Source organism: Shewanella halotolerans, assembly GCF_019457535.1.
GTDB classification, from domain to species: Bacteria; Pseudomonadota; Gammaproteobacteria; order Enterobacterales; family Shewanellaceae; genus Shewanella; species Shewanella halotolerans.
The window spans coordinates 662,840-679,905 of the sequence record NZ_CP080417.1; the positions used below are offsets into that span (position 1 = coordinate 662,840).

Sequence of the window (17,066 nt, forward strand, 5' to 3'; positions counted from 1 at the left end):
AAGCCTAGGTTATAAACGCTTGTATAACCTTTAAGCTCAAATCTTTATGCATTTGTTATGCACATGCTAAGAAGGCTCGACTGGAGGAACTGGTATTTTGATCACGTTTTCGCTATTAATGTCCCCCTAGATAACAAAATAACCGTCACCGATAGGCGTCACTTTTCGGAAAAAGACGGGTACGACAGGCGATTGAAGCCTTCGGCAACATTGAAAGGATGAGTAGAATGAGCGTGAACCATAAGCTAACCCGAGCCCAGTTTGATGAAGTAATGGTGCCTAATTATGCACCTTCGGCTGTGATCCCTGTCCGTGGTGAGGGTAGCCGTGTTTGGGACCAGGAAGGCAACGAGTTTGTTGACTTCGCCGGTGGTATCGCGGTGAACTGTCTTGGTCATTGTCATCCTGCGCTAGTGGGCGCACTGAAAGAGCAGGGCGAGAAGATCTGGCACCTGGCCAACGTGATGACCAACGAGCCTGCACTGGCACTGGCCACCAAGCTGGTTGAGGCGACCTTCGCCGAGAAGGTTTATTTCGCGAACTCAGGTGCAGAAGCCAACGAAGCGGCCCTTAAGCTGGCCCGTCGTTACGCCCTGGACAAGTTTGGCGCCGAGAAGGATCAGATCATCGCCTTCGACAAGGCCTTCCACGGTCGTACCTTCTTCACCGTGAGCGTGGGTGGCCAGGCGGCCTATTCAGACGGTTTCGGTCCTAAGCCACAGTCTATTACCCACCTACCATTTAACGACATCGCGGCGCTGGAAGCCGAAGTGTCTGACAAGACCTGTGCCATCATGCTCGAGCCACTGCAGGGCGAAGGCGGCATCATAGACGCCGATCCTGAGTTCCTGCGCGCAGTACGTGCCCTGGCAGATAAGCACAACGCCCTGGTGATCTTCGATGAAGTTCAGACTGGTGTGGGCCGTCTTGGCGAGCTATACGCCTACATGCGCACCGAAGTGACGCCTGACATCCTTACCACAGCCAAGGCGCTGGGTGGTGGTTTCCCTATCGCGGCCATGTTGACGACCACTGAGATCGCCTCTCACCTTAAGATTGGTACCCATGGTTCAACCTACGGCGGTAACCCATTGGCCTGTGCAATCGGTAATGCGGTACTGGACGTAGTGAACACGCCTGAGGTGCTCGATGGTGTTAAACGTCGCGAGCAGCTGCTACGTGATGGTCTGAACCAGATCAACGAAAAGTACCATGTGTTCACCGAGGTTCGCGGTCAAGGCCTGCTGCTGGGCGCCGTGCTCAACGAGCAGTACCAGGGTCGTTCGAAAGATTTCTTGGTTGCCGGTACCAGCGAAGGCCTGATGTGCCTGATAGCTGGTCCAAACGTGATCCGCTTTACTCCTTCTCTTGTTATCCCTGAGGCCGATATCGCCGAGGGTCTTGCTCGTTTCGAACGTGCAGTAGCCAAGGTTGTAGCTGGCTAAGCGACAGCATAAGCGCGGCATAACAACCGCGCTTTTTTGTCTGAGAGAAAACCTTGAACCTCAAGCGTGGCACATAGGTCTTAATTGTTAAGGCTGTCTGCGTTTGAACGACAAGGACAAGTGAGGAGACCCGAAGATGTTAATTATCCGCCCAATACGATCGAGCGATTTCGATGCTTTGTATCAGATCGCCATCGAGTCAGGTCATGGATTCACGTCTTTACCCGTCAATGAAGAACTATTAAGAAATAAGATTGCCCGCGTTGAGGCCTCGTTTGTTAAAGAGATCGAGAAGCCGTTCGATGAAGGCTATCTTATGGTACTGGAAGACACAGAGACTGGCGAAGTGGTCGGTACCTGTGGACTCGAGGCCGCGGTCGGCATGGTCGATGCGTTTTACCACTACCGTCTGGGCACAGAGGTCTACTATTCAGAGCAGATCGACGTGCGCAACGAGGTGGAAACCCTGACCCTGTGTCACGACTACACGGGCGCCGCCGAGCTATGTACCCTGTTTCTGCGTGACACCTACCGTAAGAACAACAACGGGCGCATGCTGTCTCGCAGCCGTTTCCTGTTCCTGGCACAGCACGCCGAACGCTTCGGCGACACAGTGATCGCCGAGATGCGCGGTGAGAGCGACGCCGAGGGCAACTCGCCTTTCTACGGCTGGTTGCAGAAGAACTTTCTCGGCATCGACTTCGTGCAGGCCGACTACCTATCGGGCCTGGGCCAGAAGGCCTTCATGGCCGAGATGATGCCGAAAAACAGCGTCTATGTCTGTCTGCTGCCCGAAGAGGCGCAGAAGGTGATCGGCGAGGTGCACACCAACACTCGTCCCGCACTCAACCTGCTGCAGGCAGAGGGCTTTAGATGCCGTGGCTATGTGGATATCTTCGACGGCGGTCCAACGGTCGAGTGTAATCTTAACGACATTCGGTCGGTGAGAGAGAGCCGTCTGTTGACGGTCAAGGTGGGCGAGATGCCTGTCTCGAGCAGCAGTTTTATTATCTCAAATACTTTGTTAGCGGGTTACCGCGCCACCTCGGCCAACTTGATGGTCAGCGATGAAACCGACGAGGTGATCCTGTCACCCGAGCTCGCCGGTGCGCTGCTGGTGGCAGAAGGTGAACAGATCCGTGTCTTGGCAATGTAGGAATATATGATGAGTCAATTTATTAACGGCCAGTGGGTTGCCGGTCTGGGACACGACGTGGTCTCGAAGAACCCAGCAAATCAAGAAGTGATCTGGGAAAGCAAGACGGCGACCCCAGAGCAGGTTAACGCAGCAGTAGAGGCGGCGCGTGCCGCTCAGTTCGACTGGTTCATGCTGGGCTTCGATGCCCGCCTGGCGATTGTCGAAGCCTATCGCGACCAGCTCGAGGCTCACAAGGGCGATATCGCCGAGGTGATCGCTCAGGAAACCGGTAAGCCACAGTGGGAAACCGCCACCGAAGCGGGGGCTATGATCGGCAAGATCGGCCTGTCGGTAGCTGCTTACCATAAGCGTACCGGCACCTCAGAAAACGACACCCCTGCCGGCCGCGCCGTGCTGCGTCACAAGCCACACGGCGTGGTGGCGGTATTTGGTCCCTACAACTTCCCGGGCCACCTGCCGAACGGTCATATCGTCCCAGCACTGCTTGCGGGTAACACAGTTGTGTTCAAGCCATCTGAACTCACCCCTAAGACGGCCGAGCTGATGCTCAAGCTGTGGGAGAAGGCGGGTCTGCCGGCTGGCGTGATCAACCTGGTTCAAGGCGAAGTGGAAACCGGCAAGGCGCTGGCGTCACATCCGCAGATCGACGGCCTCTTCTTCACCGGTAGCTCTCGCACCGGCCACATCCTGCACCAGCAATACGCGGGTCATCCGGGTAAGATCCTGGCGCTGGAGATGGGCGGCAACAACCCGCTGATCATCAAGGGCGTTAAAGACACCCTGGCGGCGGTTCACGACATCATTCAGTCGGCCTATATCTCATCGGGTCAACGCTGCACCTGTGCCCGTCGTCTCTATGTGGAGAAGGGCGCCGAAGGCGATGCCCTGCTGGCTAAGCTGGCCGAGGCGGTTAAGCAGATCAAGGTAGGTCCTTGGAACGCGCAGCCACAGCCATTCATGGGCTCTATGATCTCTGAGGCCGCAGCCAAAGGCATGGTGGAAGCTCAGCGTAACCTGATCAACCTGGGCGGTACACCGCTGGTTGAGCTTAAGCATCTGGAAGCCGGTACCGGCCTGGTATCACCCGGTCTTATCGATGTGACTCAGGTGATCGAGCTGCCAGACGAAGAGTACTTCGGCCCACTGCTGCAGGTGGTGCGCTACACAGACTTCGACGAGGCGATCAAGCTGGCGAACGACACCCGCTATGGCCTCTCTGCCGGTATCCTGGCGGACAGCCGCGAAGACTACGACTACTTCCTGGCGCGTATTCGTGCGGGTATCGTCAACTGGAACAAGCAGATCACAGGCGCATCAGGTTCGGCACCTTTTGGTGGTGTTGGCGCCTCGGGTAACCACAGGGCGAGCGCCTTCTATGCCGCCGACTACTGTGCCTATCCGGTCGCTTCGGTCGAGGCCGATGCCCTGGCCATGCCTGCCAGCCTGAGTCCGGGTCTGACCCTTTAGTAAACAAGCATGGGAGTGGGCGTCTTGTCTGCTCCCATTTTTATAGGCGTACACGAAAAATCTCGTTGTACTTATATCGTGAAAACAAACAAACCGGCGCGATAACGACCGGTAACACGATGATGTTAAGGAAGAAATTGATGCATACCGATGTAAACCAGCTATTTGCCGCCCTATGGGACGACTATGTTGAAATGACCCCCTCAGCCGCCAAGGTACACCAGCTATTGGCCAAGGGTGAGACCATCATCAACGATCATATCGCCCTACGTACTTTCAACATTGCCAAGGTGAATCTGAGCGTTCTGGCGAAGCATTTCGAGTCTCTGGGCTATGTGGCCTGTGGCGACTACGACTTCGAAGCTAAGAAGCTTAAGGCCAAGCACTTCGAGCATCCGGATCCAACTCAGCCTAAGGTGTTTATCTCTGAGCTGATGGTCGAAGCCTTCAGCCCTGAGCTGCAAGCCATAGTTCATGGCCTGGTAGAGCAGGTGGATGAAGCCGCGACTACCGCGGATAACTTCCTCTACTCTGGCCGTCACTGGGAGCTGGACTACGCGACCTACGAGCAGCTACTGGCCGAGAGCGAGTACGCGGCGTGGGTAGCGGCCTTCGGTTACCGCGCAAACCACTTTACCGTGTCGATCAACCACCTACCTGGATACAACACTATCTTAGAGGTGAACGAGACCCTGAAGCAGGGTGATTTCGTACTGAACAGTGTCGGCGGCGAGGTAAAAGGGTCGGCTGATGTCTTGCTAGAGCAGTCATCGACCATGGCCGACAAGGTCAATGTGGCCTTTAAAGACGTCCAGAAGACGATTCCAAGCTGTTTCTACGAGTTTGCCTTGCGCTACCCTAAGGCTGACGGCGAGCTTTACACAGGCTTCGTGGCGGCCTCTGCGGATAAGATCTTCGAGAGCACCAACAACGCAGGTTAATCCTGGGGTGAATCTCAGACAGTAAAAAGCCGATGCACTGCATCGGCTTTTTTGTGGGCCAATGGGTTGTTTTAACAGGGTCTCGAAAGCTATCCCTTAAAGCCTATCCCTTAAAGCCTATCCCTTAAAACGTATCCTTTAGAGCCTATCCCTTAAAATTTATCCTTTAAAGCCAAGGGTGATCTTCAGTCCGCCCAGCTGCTGGCTGTGCTCGAAGGCTAGGCTTATCTCATATTGCTCGGCAATATCCTTGACGATAGAGAGCCCAAGGCCATGGCCCATGATCGCCTCGTCCAGGCGCTTGCCCCTCTGGGTCAGCAGGCTGAGGGCCTCGTCGGCGACCCCCGGGCCATCATCTTCTATGGTCAGTAAGATCTGCTCGTCGGCTTGCGTCGTCGACACCGCCACTTTGCTGTCAGCCCACTTGAAGGCGTTGTCCAGCAGGTTGCCGATAAGCTCCATGCCATCTTCGCGGTGAATAGGCAGGCGGCTTAAGCCCTCGTCCAGGCTAAACTCGCAGGCGATCGCCTTGTGGCCGTGAACCTTAGTGAGGGTCTGGGCCAGATCCTGTAGATCTTTGGGTAGCTGCATCTGCGCCGCGGGCAGCATGTCGCCGGTAATTCGTGCCGCCGCCAACTTGCGCTCTATCATCTTGTGGATCTGATCCAGCTGGCTCTGCATGGCGCTGGCGGCCTCGGGATCTTTTAGTCCCAGCACCTCAACCTGCTGCTGCATCACCGCCAGCGGTGTCTTGAGGCCATGGCTGAGGTTGCCCAGGTTGTTGCGGCTGCGCTCCATCTGCTTGCTCGAGTATTGCAACAATTCGTTATAGGTCTGTGCCAAGGGCGCCAGCTCTGGTGGGATCTTGCTGGTGTCCAGCGCGGTGATCTCCCCCTCTCTGAGCTTCATCAGCGCCCGCTGCATGTCGTTGATCGGTTTGAAGGATTGCCTTAGCAGAATGAAGATTCCCGCTACCATGGCAAGCAGCATGGCCAGGTTGACCGACAGCTTAGTACCATAGACTTGGGAGAATACCTGGCGGCCGATACTGAGATCCTGGGCGACCGTGAGCGTCGCCTGTACCTTGGCATCGGCGCTGCTCAGCCCCAGGGAGAGAAGCTGAATATCGTGATTCTGTGGCCCCTTGGTCTGCCATACCCGGGTTTGGCCCTTGGAGAGAGGTTCTATCTCCAGGCGTTGATCCCACAGGGAGCGGGATCTCAGCTCGATATCTTTGAGGTTGAGTTGGTAGTAGCGCCCTGAGTAGACGGGCTTGTAGAAGTTGGAGACCTGGTTGGGGTCTATGCTGATGTCGCCGTTGTCGAACTGAATCGCCAGTAACACCTGCTCTAAATCCTCTTCGAGGCGGTCGATGATCGAGTCGTGAAACGCCTGGCGCAACATGGACTCGAAGATGACGATCGCCACGAAGGTGGAGATGATGACTAAGGCCGACAGCCAGAGGCTGAGCTTAGTGCGGATCGATATCATGGCTTGAGGCCGTGGAAGATGTAGCCCTGTCCCCTGCGGGTCTCGATGGCCGTCTTACCCAGCTTCTTACGCAGGTGGGTCACATAGACCTCCACCACGTTACTCTCCTTCTCGTCGTCAAACTGATACAGCTTGTCGGTCAGTTGCGCCTTGGAGAGCAGTTTCTTGGGCGACATGAGGAAGATCTTCAGCAGGCGAAACTCCATGGCGGTGAGTTCGAACTGCTGCTCGCCAACGGTGACGCTCTGCTGGCTCTCGTCCAGGGTGACTCCCTCGAAGCTCAGCTCCTTGGTGGGGCTGTTGGTCTTGCCGTGGGCACGATTGATCAGGGCGTGAATGCGCGCCAGCAGCTCTTGGCTGTGGAAGGGCTTACCCAGGTAATCGTCGGCACCGGCGTTGAAGCCTTCGACCTTCTCGTGCCATTGACTACGGGCGGTGAGCATGATCACCGGCGTGTCTATGCCCTGGTTACGCCAGGTCTCCAGCAGCTGCAGGCCGTTGCCGTCGGGCAGGCCGATATCCAGGATGACACAATCATAATGGGTTTCTTTGATCAGGTAGTCGGCTTCGGCGGCTCTGTCGGTGACATCTGTGACATAGCCGGCCTGCTTCAGCTGTTTGGCAAGCTCATCGACCAGTAGGGTGTTGTCTTCAACCAGCAGCAATTTCATCGTTTTTCTCTACCTTAGCGCGGCAGGCGCTTCTGTCTACATGAAGGCGGCCGAGTCGCATCGACCTGAATTGATAATACACTTTTTCACCCTAAGCGGATATTTCGGCGCTAGTTTTTGTGCGGTACGCAGGCCTGGGGCAGGGGCTTGTTGGCGCTGTGACGGCCGGTGGTGGCGTCGATATCCAGGGAGATCAGCTCGCCATTGGCCAATTTGATCTGCAGATCGTAGCGCCAGTGGCCCTGGGCATGAAACAGGTGGGCGTCCACCAGTTTGCCATCGCAGTAGCCCTGTACCTGGCTGAGGGTGAGATCGAGAGAGAGGATTTTGCCTTCGCTGACCAGCTCTTGGGCCTGGTTGTGCTCCAGTTCGATAACGGCGGTCGCGGCAGGACTGAGCAGTGAGCAGACACTAAGCAGTAAGGTGCTGATAACGGCGGTCGGTTTCACTGAGGCTGTCCTAAAAAAATGGCCTGACTAAGGAGTCAGGCCACTTTAACTAAGATCCATTAAATCTAACTTAATGCTAGCTTAGCGGGTACCGTAAACCACGATAGTTTTGCCGTGTGCTTGGATCAGATTCTGCTCTTCAAGCATCTTGAGGATACGGCCCACGGTTTCGCGAGAACAACCCACGATCTGACCAATCTCTTGGCGAGTGATCTTGATCTGCATGCCGTCTGGATGGGTCATGGCGTCTGGTTGCTTAGCCAGGTGCAGTAGCGTCTGTGCGATGCGACCGGCAACGTCCAGGAAGGCAAGGTCGCCCACTTTCTGGCTGGTGCTTTGCAGACGGTAAGCCATCTGAGAAGAGAGCTTCATCAGGATCTCAGGGTTAACCTGGATCAGCTGCTTAAATTTCTTGTAAGAGATCTCAGCGATTTCACAGGCTTGCTTGGCACGAACCCAAGCGGTACGCTCGGCTTGCTCTTCAAACAGACCCAATTCACCGATGAAGTCACCTTGGTTCAGGTAAGAGAGGATCATCTCTTTGCCTTCTTCATCTTTAATCAAGACGGCAACAGAACCCTTCACTATGTAGTACAGCGTGTCAGAGTCTTCACCCGCATGGATCAGAGTGCTTTTGGCTGGGTACTTATGAATGTGACAGTGTGATAAAAACCATTCCAACGTTGGATCAGGTTTAGGCTTACCAATCAGAGCCATGCCTATGTTCCTCGACTGATTAATGTAAATACAAGAATATGCTAAATAAGCAGATTACGTCAATTAAGGCCAAAAAACCTCGTCAGAGATCAAATTATTGCAATAAGTATGCAGCCGGTAACGTAATTTACTTTGCTGTCAATAGTGGGAGTTCATTTTGATACATTAGTAATATATGTCAACTAATACCGTAATCGGGCCAGTTTATTTGGCCGACAATGTTGCCCATATCACATCTGCCTAGGTGCTTATTGTCCGCCCAGGAGATAACACCTGTGATTTTCATGCAGTAAAACACGGTTTTTACTCGACTTGGCGGGGGGATTATTGATAGTGTTAGTCTCTGCGCCGCCGAATATTATTCGGGCCTGGGCAGCTCAAAGTTGTGGCTATTTCGTGTCGTCTCCCTAGATGACACGAACTGGTGAAGGAGAGTTCTGAATCGTGACAAAGCATGTTTGGAAATTGGCCGCAGGCCTACTGGCCCTGTTTGCCGTGCAGCAGCCTGCCCTGGCATTTTCTGTGCCCGCCACCGAAGCGGCGGCGCCAGCCAGTAAGTTGGCCCATATTCAGCTAAAAGCCAGCCAAGGCGAGTCTGAGGCGCAATTTCTTCTCGGTTTGATGTATCTCTCCGGCCGTTTTGTTAGTCCGGATCCTCAGCTGGGTGCCAGCTGGGTCGAACGCGCCGCCGAGACAGGCCACAAGAAGGCGGCTCAGACCATAGCGGATCTGGCCTTCGACGGTAAGATCATTCCTCGCGATCTGGCCCTGGCCGAACGTTGGTATCTGAGCCTGGCGAGCGAGCAGGACAAGTGGGCCCAATTCCGTTTAGGCTTCATCTATGCCGCCGGCGGTAACGGTGTGGCGCGCAACTGTGGTAAGGCGGTCGATAACTTCATGGCGGTGGGCGATGAGATCTCCCTGGGCAACGTTGTGTGGATCCTCTCTACCTGTCCAGAGGCCAAGTATCGTGACGGCGGTAAGGCCCTGGCCATAGGCAAGGGGCTGGTCGAGGCCAACAAACAAGACCCGACCAACTTGGATAACCTGGCGGCAGCCTATGCCGAGATTGGCGATTACAGCTCGGCGGTGGATCTGCAGAAGCAGGCGATTAAGGCGCTCAAGCAGACGGCCGAGTTCGATAAGTCAGATGAATTTGAATTAAGGTTGGAAAACTATCGCCAACAGAAGCCCTATCGTGAAGTGGTACCGCTGTCACAGTAGCTTTTACGCCAGTAAATACCGGTTTCCTAAAGATTAAGACGTCGACTCGGGTCGGCGTTTTTTTATGCCTGAACGCTTTATGCTCGAAGCATGAGTCTTGAAATCTTTAAGCTTGAAATGGTTAGGAAGGTAACGCAGGGAAATTAATGCAGAGTGGCGTGCAAGATGAGGTGTCGGGACGCTAGCATACTCGAGGAAGCAAACAGATCAAGATGGGGGAATTCACTCCCAAGAGTATACTAACTATCAGTCTTTCGCCTGAAATCCCGATAGCCAGCATTGTATGTGAGCAGACTTAAATAAAGCTTAAGCGAATCTATCTCTGACTGAAGCTGGCGCGAGCGGTGATAATTTATTCGCTATCCAGATCCAACAGGTGTTGACGCTTCTCCAGCAGATCCCGAATCAGCGGCGTGAGGATCAGCTCCATCGCCAGCGACATCTTGCCGCCGGGCACCACCAGGGTGTTGATGCGGGACATGAAGGAGCCATCGATCATCTTCAGATAATAGGGGAAGTCGACGTTCTTGATGCCGCGAAAACGGATCACCACGAAGCTCTCATCCAGGCTGGGGATGGTCTTGGCGCTGAAGGGGTTAGAGGTGTCTACCGTAGGGACCCGTTGGAAGTTGATATGGGTGCGGGAGAACTGCGGCGTCATATGGTTAATATAGTCTTCCATGCTGCGCACGATAGAGCCCATCACCTTCTCGCGGCTGTGGCCTCTGTCCGAGGTATCGCGGATGATCTTCTGGATCCACTCCAGGTTAACTATGGGCACCATGCCGATCAGCAGGTCCACGTGCTGGGCCACGTCGCAGTCGTCGGTCACCACGCCGCCATGTAAGCCTTCGTAATAGAGCATATCCGTGTTTTCCGGCAGCGGTCGCCACTGGGTGAAGGTGCCAGGCATCTGGTTGAAAGGGACGGCCTCGTCGAAGGTGTGCAGGTAGGAGCGGGTCTCGCCCTGACCTGTGGCGCTATAGGCGCTAAAGCACTGCTCCAGTTTGCCAAAATCGTTGGCCTCGGGACCAAAATAACTGATGTTGCGGTTCTCGTTCTGCGCCTGGCGGATCTTCAGTTCCATCTCGGGACGCGTGTAGTGGTGAAAGCTGTCGCCCTCGATCATCGCGGCATTGATCCCCAACTGACGGAAGATATGGCTAAATGCTGTCGTGGTCGTCGTGGTGCCCGCTCCAGAGGAGCCGGTTACGGCAATAATGGGGTGTTTAGCTGACATTCTTTTACCTAAATAGCGCTAAGCTGATGCCCGATAACGGGCAATTGTGAACCAATAGTTATACGGCACGGATAACCTAAAGGTCAACAGGGCCCGTCATCTTGGATCTGTTGTGTCAGGGTATCTTGCCGGTGGCGAATGGCGATAGATTCATCCTCTTCGCTGTATTCGACCACAAGTTCGCTGAGGGCCAACGCCTGACGGCACTGTTTGATGGCGCGGGCCAAGGCCTCGCCATCCAGGCTGGCGAAGCTGCCATCCTCGGTCTGGGTGAAGAGAAACTCCTTAATCAGATTATCCAGGGTCTCGCTCGGCAGTTGCAGCAGGGATTGATAAGGGACCAGCATGGTTAAGCCTCCAGCAGAAAATGGACGATGCGCTGCTCCAGATAATATCTGGGCTTGAGGGGATGACCGCCGTCGATAAAGCCGACGTGACCCCCCTGTTGGTGCAGCTCGTAGGTGACCTGGGGCGAGAGCGCCTCCTGAGTCGGGATCACCTCATCTGTCATGAAGGGATCGTCCTTGGCGTGGATCACCAGGGTCGGCTTAGCCACCTGACTCAGGTAGGGCAGACCGCTGGCGCGCCGATAATAGTCTTCGACGCCATTGAAGCCGTGCAGCGGCGCGGTGACTCTGTCGTCGAACAGATGAAAGGTGGTCAGACTCTCTACCTCGGCCTGGGTCACCGGCATCTGGGCGCTCAGATCTGGCAGGGCCAGCTTGTCGCGCACCTTCTGCTGTAGCTGCTTGATGAGATAGCTCTGGTAGATCTTGGAGAAGCCGTGTCTGAGGCGTTTGGCGCAGGCGCCGAGCTGCAGCGGCGCCGAGATCACCACGGCGCGATCCACCAGGCTGTCACTGCCATGCTCGCCCATATATTTGGTCAGCACATTACCGCCCAGGCTGTAACCCACCGCCAGCAGAGGCGAGTCGGGATAGTCCCTTCGCAGCTGGCTGAGTGTGGTGTGCAGGTCCTGCGTATCGCCGCTGTGATAGCTGCGGGCGAGACGATTGGTCACGCCAGAACAGCTGCGATGATGATGCACCAAGGCGGCAACCTTGTGCTCGCCCAGCAGAGTGAGCAGACGTCTGGCATAGTGAGAGTCGGCGCTGCCCTCTAGTCCATGCACTAACACGACTATCGGTTCAATTTGTGTGGGCTCAGCCTGTGTGGGCCCAGCTTGTGTGGGTTTAGCCAGCCAGTCGAGATCGATAAAGTCGCCATCATCCAGTTCCAGGCGCTGGCGAGTGAGGGCTGGCTTGTTCACCTTAGTCAGCACAGGCAGGATAGTTTGCACATGGGGATTTCTTGCCCACCAGGGGGGCGTGAAGGTACGCTGGGTCATAAATCGCTGTTGCCGAAAATTAAAACATATGTTTAATTGTTAGTTATCTAGCTAGTGTAACATAGATTCGAGTCGCTCCTTGTTGTCGAAGGAGAGTCATGGAATATCGCTATTCACAGAGCGCAGGGAATAAGATGAATCGACGCACCTTTTTGACCACGGCCCTGGTGGGGACCGGCGCCCTGGCACTGGGAGTAAACCTGTATCATCCGCCGCAGGTGAGGGTGAGTGCATCCCTGGATCAGTCCCATCGTCTGCTGTTTAGCCTGCTGGTGCCCGTGTTTCTAGACGGCGCCTTACCCCATACCCAGTCGCTGCGCGTGGCGGCGCAAAACCGCACCCTAGATGCCATAGTGGCGACCATGGATCTGCTACCCGAGGAATCTCGAGACGAGCTCGAGCAACTGCTGGAGCTGCTTGAGTCGCGCCTGGGACTGCTACTGCTTACCGGTAACATGACCCCCTTGCTGATGCGTCAGCCCCAGGAGCTGGCGGCCATGCTGGAGGCCTGGCGAACGAGTTTTCTCGACCTTATGGTCACCGCCTATCAAGGGCTGCGAGAGCTGGTGCTGGCAAGCTATTACAGCTGCCCCGAGCATTGGACACGACTAAATTACGAGAAGCCACGGCTGTTTAATTGAGCGCTTAAATTGTTGAGAGCTTGAGAGCTTAAGTCCTAAGATCTTGAGTTAGTAAAAACTTGAGCCTAAGAGAAGCCGAGCGACTAGCCTCGGATAGATAAATACAGACCCCGATAACGGGGCAAAGGAGCGCCATTGGCCATCGAAGATCCCATAGTGACCGGCCTTGCAAACGGCTGGAAACATATAGATGCCAGTCAACTGACCCAAGACCAAACCCTTGAGGCCGACGTGGTGATTGTCGGCAGCGGCGCCGGTGGTGGCGTGGCGGCCGAGATCATGACCGAGGCTGGGCTGTCTGTGATTATCGTCGAAGGTGGGCCACTGAAATCGTCCGAGAGCTTCAACATGGAAGAAAGGCGCGCCTACCCCAACCTCTATCAGCAGGCCGCCTCGATGAAGACCAAGGACAAGGCGATCGGCATCTTTCAGGGACGCGCCGTCGGCGGCTCCACCACCATCAACTGGACTACCTCGATTCGCACCCCGGAAAATGCCCTGGCGTTCTGGGCCGAGCATAAGTCGGTCGAAGGCCTCTCCAGGGAGGCGCTAACGCCCTGGTTCGAGAAGATGGAGCAGCGGCTGAGCATTACCGAGTGGCCCTTCGAGCCCAACCGCAACAACATGGCGATCAAGCAGGGTTGTGAGGCATTGGGCTGGGACTATACCGTCATCAAACGCAACGTGGCCGGCTGCTGGAACACTGGCTACTGCGGCATGGGCTGCCCGGTCAACGCCAAGCAGTCTATGCTGGTCACCACGATACCTGCGGCGCTGGATCGCGGCGCGACTCTGGTGAGCCGCGCCAAGGTGAGCAAGATAGAACACCATAACGACAAGGTGTACGCCCTCAAGGCCCAGACGTTAACCGAGTCACTGCGCCCCAGTGGTGTGCAGCTGATGTTAAAGGCCAAGCACTTTATCCTCAGCGCCGGTGCCATCCATACGCCGGCCCTGATGATGCGCTCCCGCCTGCCGGATCCGCAAAAGCTGCTGGGTAAGCGCACCTTCCTGCACCCGACCGTGCTCAGTGGCGCCCTGTTTAACGACGCCATCAATGGCCATAGCGGTGCGCCACAATCCATCTATTCGGATCAGTTTGTCTGGCAAGATGGCGCTGATGGCGAGCTGGGCTATAAGCTGGAGGTGCCGCCCATCCACCCCGTGTTAATTGCCTCGAAATCTCTGGGATATGGTCAGAGTCACGCCGAGCTGATGGCCCAGTTTAATCAGCTACAGGTGACAATTGCTCTGATGCGAGACGGCTATCATGCGGACAGCCCGGGTGGCCAGGTGCAGCTGACAGACAAGGGCTATACCCTGGATTATCCACTGACCGACGCCTTCTGGCGAGCCGCCCGCCGCGCCTTTGCCAGCATGGCCGAGCTGCAGTTTGCCGCCGGGGCGCAGAAGGTGTTGCCCATGAGCGAGGGGATGCCCTTTCTGCCGAGCTGGCAGGCGGCCAAGGAGGCTATCGCCGATATGACCCTGGCCCCCTTCAAGACAGTGGTGGCGTCGGCCCATGTGATGGGCGGCTGCCCGCTGGGCGAAGATAAGCAGATGGCCATGGTAGATAGCCGGGGGCGCAGCCATTATCTGGAAAATCTGTCGGTGATGGACGGCTCGCTGTTCCCCACCAGTCTCGGAGCTAATCCTCAGCTCTCCATCTACGGCATTACCGCCCGCAACGCCAGCCTGTTGGCCGAAGAGCTAGGTGGAGCATAAATAGCTGGGCTCGTGCTTGGATTTGAAATTGAGATTTGGGCTTGGATTTGGATTTGGTTCTTAGGCCTTAGCGGATCAGCGTCTGTGCCAGCTGGTGGTACTTGTCTATCTCTATCTGAAACAGGCCGAGATAGCGGGGCAGATTCGCCTGGCCCTGCTCATTGGGAAGCTGTCTTAGCTGGCGCAGTATCATCCCCTGGGATTTGCGCTCCAGCATGAGTTCCACCTCTAGCATCTGGCGATACTCGGCCTCGGCCAGGTTGTGTTTGCTCAGCTTTCTCAGCCTGCGGTAGGGCTTGAGCACCTTCTGCTCCCAGGCCTCGACCTGCTCGCTGAGCTGGCGCCAATCCTGGTCGCTCAGGTAGTAGTGCTGCTCGTCGAGCCACTGGGCCAGCAGCAGGAGATTGACGTTGAGCCCGTATTCATCTTGCAGCTTGAGGTAGAGCAACTGCCCCTTCTCGTAGAGGCTGTCGCAGGTCTGCCACAGGCTGGCGTCAAAATGATTTACATGGCTCATACTTCATCCTTGTATCGCTTAGGTTTTCCCTTTGGTAGTGGTCGAGCTAGAGGCTTAGCCAAGATGGTTAGCCCTGCAGCTTGGCCTCTTGCTCTATGGCCTCTATGTTCTCTTGCAACTCGAGCCACTCCATCTCGCTCTCTTCAAGCTGTTGGGTATGCTGGGTCCGCTCGGCCAGGATCTGGGTGAGTTTGGCCTTGTTGTCGGCCTCATACAGGCTGGTGTCGGCCAGCAGGTTTTCCAGCTCGGCCAGCTTGTCGCTGCAATCTTGTTGGATCTTCTCAAGCTTGGCCTGCGCCTTCTTCAGCGGTGACAGTTTCTGTCTCAGCTCAGCTTCCAGTCGTTTCTGCAGCTTCTTGTCCTGGGCCGGTGTCGCATCATCCTGGGCGGAAGGCTTGTTAGCCTCCTTGGCGGCGTCCAGCAGCCACTGATGATAGTCGTCCAGGTCGCCGTCGAAGCTCTTCACCTCTCCGCCATCCACCAGGTAGTAGTCGCTACAGCTCAGGCGCAGCAAGTGTCTATCGTGGGAGACTATGATCATGGCACCCTCGAAGGATTGCAGCGCCATGGTCAGGGCGTGACGCATCTCGAGATCCAGGTGGTTGGTGGGCTCATCGAGCAGCAAGAGGTTAGGGCGTTGCCACACCAGTAGCGCCAGCACCAGACGGGCCTTCTCACCGCCGGAGAAGGGACGTACCGGTGACAGGGCCATGTCGCCATTAAAGCCGTAGCCGCCGAGGAAGTCCCTCAGCTCCTGTTCCCTGTTGTTTGGGGCGAGTCGCGTCAGGTGCTGTAGCGGCGACTCATCCAGGCGCAGAAACTCCAGCTGATGCTGGGCGAAGTAACCGATATTGAGGCCGGGATTTGGCTCATACAGGCCACTCATGGGCTTGAGTTGTTCGGCCAGCAGCTTAATAAGCGTCGATTTACCCGCGCCGTTACGACCAAGCAGGCCGATGCGGGCACCTGGCACCAGGTTCAGGTGCACATGGTTGAGGATCGCCTTGTCGCCATAGCCGACTGAGACTTGCTCCATTTTCACCAACGGGTTGGGCAGGGCCTCGGGGGCGCGAAACGCCATGTAGAAGGGGCTGTCGGCCTTGGAGGGCAGCAGCTCTGTCATCCGCTCCAGCGCCTTGAGACGGCTCTGGGCCTGCTTGGCCTTGCTGGCCTTGTAGCGGAAGCGATCGACGAAAGATTGCATATGGGCGCGCTCTTTCTGTTGGCGCTCATAGGCTACCTGTTGCTGGGCCATGCGTTCGGCGCGGATGCGTTCGAAGGCGGTGTAGTTGCCCTTGTAGTAGTTGAGCTTATGGTGCTCGACATGCACTATCTCGTCGACGATGGCGTCGATAAAGTCCCTGTCGTGGCTGATGAGGATCAGCGTGCCCTGATAGGCCTTGATCCAGCTCTCTAGCCAGTACATGGTGTCCAAGTCGAGGTGGTTGGTGGGTTCGTCCAGTAGCAGGAGTTCGGAGCGGCACAGCAGCGCCTGGGCCAGGTTGAGACGCATGCGCCATCCCCCCGAGAAGCTCTTCACCGGATTTTGCTGCTCGGCCTCACTAAAGCCCAGACCTGCCAACAGGCTGGCGGCGCGGGCGCGGATGCTGTAGCCGCCAATGGCGTCTATCTTGCCGTGCAGCAGGGCGATCTGGTGACCGTTATCCTCCAGCTGTGCCTTGTGCAGCGCCTCTTCCAGCTCGCGGTATTCGCGGTCGCCGTCGATCACATATTCCAGCGCGCTCACCTCCAGCGCCGGGGTCTCCTGGGCGACTGTGGCGATCTGCCAGCCCGTAGGCACGCTGATCTCACCCTTATCCAGGCTGAGGTGTCCCATGATCAACGCAAGCAGAGATGACTTGCCCGTGCCGTTGGCACCCACCAGGCCCACCTTGTGGCCGGGATAGACAGTCAGAGAGGCTTCATCCAATAGGGTCTTGGAGCCGCGAATAAGTTGCGCTTGGGTAATGGTGATCATTGAGGTCGACTTGATGCATAGCTAAGGATTAATAGGCTTGGGATGATAGCCCA

16 protein-coding genes are annotated in these 17,066 nt (G+C 56.1%); 7 read left to right on the plus strand and 9 right to left on the minus strand.

Annotated elements, in window-relative coordinates:
* Positions 1-227 precede the first annotated feature (227 nt).
* From K0H81_RS03015 to K0H81_RS03030, 4 genes are all read left to right on the plus strand, one after another.
* Positions 228-1,445 (plus strand): aspartate aminotransferase family protein, encoded by a 1,218-nt coding sequence (locus tag K0H81_RS03015; protein ID WP_011864384.1) that lies wholly within the window; start codon positions 228-230, stop codon positions 1,443-1,445.
* 136 nt (positions 1,446-1,581) lie between these two features.
* Complete coding sequence (gene astA / locus K0H81_RS03020) at positions 1,582-2,601, plus strand: arginine N-succinyltransferase (protein WP_011864385.1); 1,020 nt, start codon at positions 1,582-1,584, stop codon at positions 2,599-2,601.
* A gap of 9 nt (positions 2,602-2,610) precedes the next feature.
* Positions 2,611-4,071, plus strand: coding sequence for a succinylglutamate-semialdehyde dehydrogenase (gene astD / locus K0H81_RS03025; RefSeq protein ID WP_041406340.1), 1,461 nt, complete (start codon positions 2,611-2,613; stop codon positions 4,069-4,071).
* A gap of 140 nt (positions 4,072-4,211) precedes the next feature.
* The gene (locus tag K0H81_RS03030) at positions 4,212-5,012 is read left to right on the plus strand and encodes a DUF1338 domain-containing protein (protein WP_011864387.1); all 801 of its coding nucleotides are present in this window, start codon (positions 4,212-4,214) and stop codon (positions 5,010-5,012) included.
* Positions 5,013-5,171: 159 nt separating this feature from the next.
* Here the strand turns inward: K0H81_RS03030 and K0H81_RS03035 are convergent, their stop codons facing one another.
* The 4 genes from K0H81_RS03035 to crp all read right to left on the minus strand — a co-directional run bounded on the left by K0H81_RS03035 (position 5,172) and on the right by crp (position 8,340).
* Positions 5,172-6,503, minus strand: a complete 1,332-nt coding sequence (locus tag K0H81_RS03035) for an ATP-binding protein (protein ID WP_144199715.1) — start codon at positions 6,501-6,503, stop codon at positions 5,172-5,174.
* A complete protein-coding gene (locus K0H81_RS03040; RefSeq protein WP_011864389.1) occupies positions 6,500-7,174 on the minus strand; it encodes a response regulator in 675 nt (224 codons plus the stop codon). The genes K0H81_RS03035 and K0H81_RS03040 overlap by 4 nt, the downstream gene beginning before the upstream one ends.
* A gap of 110 nt (positions 7,175-7,284) precedes the next feature.
* On the minus strand, positions 7,285-7,623 hold the full coding sequence (locus tag K0H81_RS03045; protein ID WP_220059843.1) for a PepSY domain-containing protein: 339 nt from the start codon (positions 7,621-7,623) through the stop codon (positions 7,285-7,287).
* Positions 7,624-7,704: 81 nt separating this feature from the next.
* Positions 7,705-8,340, minus strand: coding sequence for a cAMP-activated global transcriptional regulator CRP (gene crp, locus K0H81_RS03050; protein WP_011864391.1), 636 nt, complete (start codon positions 8,338-8,340; stop codon positions 7,705-7,707).
* Positions 8,341-8,784: 444 nt separating this feature from the next.
* Between crp and K0H81_RS03055 the strand changes: the two genes are divergently transcribed.
* Positions 8,785-9,564 carry a tetratricopeptide repeat protein gene (locus K0H81_RS03055; protein ID WP_220059844.1) on the plus strand — a complete coding sequence of 260 codons (780 nt, stop codon included), beginning with the start codon at positions 8,785-8,787 and terminating at the stop codon, positions 9,562-9,564.
* Between the two features lie 352 nt (positions 9,565-9,916).
* Here the strand turns inward: K0H81_RS03055 and K0H81_RS03060 are convergent, their stop codons facing one another.
* From K0H81_RS03060 to K0H81_RS03070, 3 genes are all read right to left on the minus strand, one after another.
* On the minus strand, positions 9,917-10,804 hold the full coding sequence (locus K0H81_RS03060; RefSeq protein WP_144199709.1) for a phosphoribulokinase: 888 nt from the start codon (positions 10,802-10,804) through the stop codon (positions 9,917-9,919).
* Between the two features lie 83 nt (positions 10,805-10,887).
* Positions 10,888-11,151, minus strand: a complete 264-nt coding sequence (locus K0H81_RS03065; RefSeq protein WP_144199707.1) for a YheU family protein — start codon at positions 11,149-11,151, stop codon at positions 10,888-10,890.
* Between the two features lie 2 nt (positions 11,152-11,153).
* A complete protein-coding gene (locus tag K0H81_RS03070) occupies positions 11,154-12,152 on the minus strand; it encodes a hydrolase (protein ID WP_144199705.1) in 999 nt (332 codons plus the stop codon).
* A gap of 134 nt (positions 12,153-12,286) precedes the next feature.
* On the opposite strand from K0H81_RS03070, the gene K0H81_RS03075 reads away from it, so the two are divergent.
* Both K0H81_RS03075 and K0H81_RS03080 read left to right on the plus strand, forming a co-directional pair.
* The gene (locus tag K0H81_RS03075; RefSeq protein WP_220059845.1) at positions 12,287-12,793 is read left to right on the plus strand and encodes a twin-arginine translocation signal domain-containing protein; all 507 of its coding nucleotides are present in this window, start codon (positions 12,287-12,289) and stop codon (positions 12,791-12,793) included.
* Positions 12,794-12,928: 135 nt separating this feature from the next.
* Positions 12,929-14,518: a GMC family oxidoreductase gene (locus K0H81_RS03080; protein ID WP_220059846.1), complete on the plus strand. Its 1,590-nt coding sequence runs from the start codon at positions 12,929-12,931 to the stop codon at positions 14,516-14,518.
* A 67-nt stretch (positions 14,519-14,585) separates the two neighbouring features.
* Here K0H81_RS03080 and K0H81_RS03085 read toward each other — a convergent pair whose 3' ends face one another.
* Both K0H81_RS03085 and K0H81_RS03090 read right to left on the minus strand, forming a co-directional pair.
* The gene (locus tag K0H81_RS03085) at positions 14,586-15,035 is read right to left on the minus strand and encodes a TIGR02444 family protein (RefSeq protein WP_220059847.1); all 450 of its coding nucleotides are present in this window, start codon (positions 15,033-15,035) and stop codon (positions 14,586-14,588) included.
* A gap of 67 nt (positions 15,036-15,102) precedes the next feature.
* The gene (locus tag K0H81_RS03090) at positions 15,103-17,013 is read right to left on the minus strand and encodes an ABC transporter ATP-binding protein (RefSeq protein WP_220059848.1); all 1,911 of its coding nucleotides are present in this window, start codon (positions 17,011-17,013) and stop codon (positions 15,103-15,105) included.
* Positions 17,014-17,066: the final 53 nt, after the last annotated feature.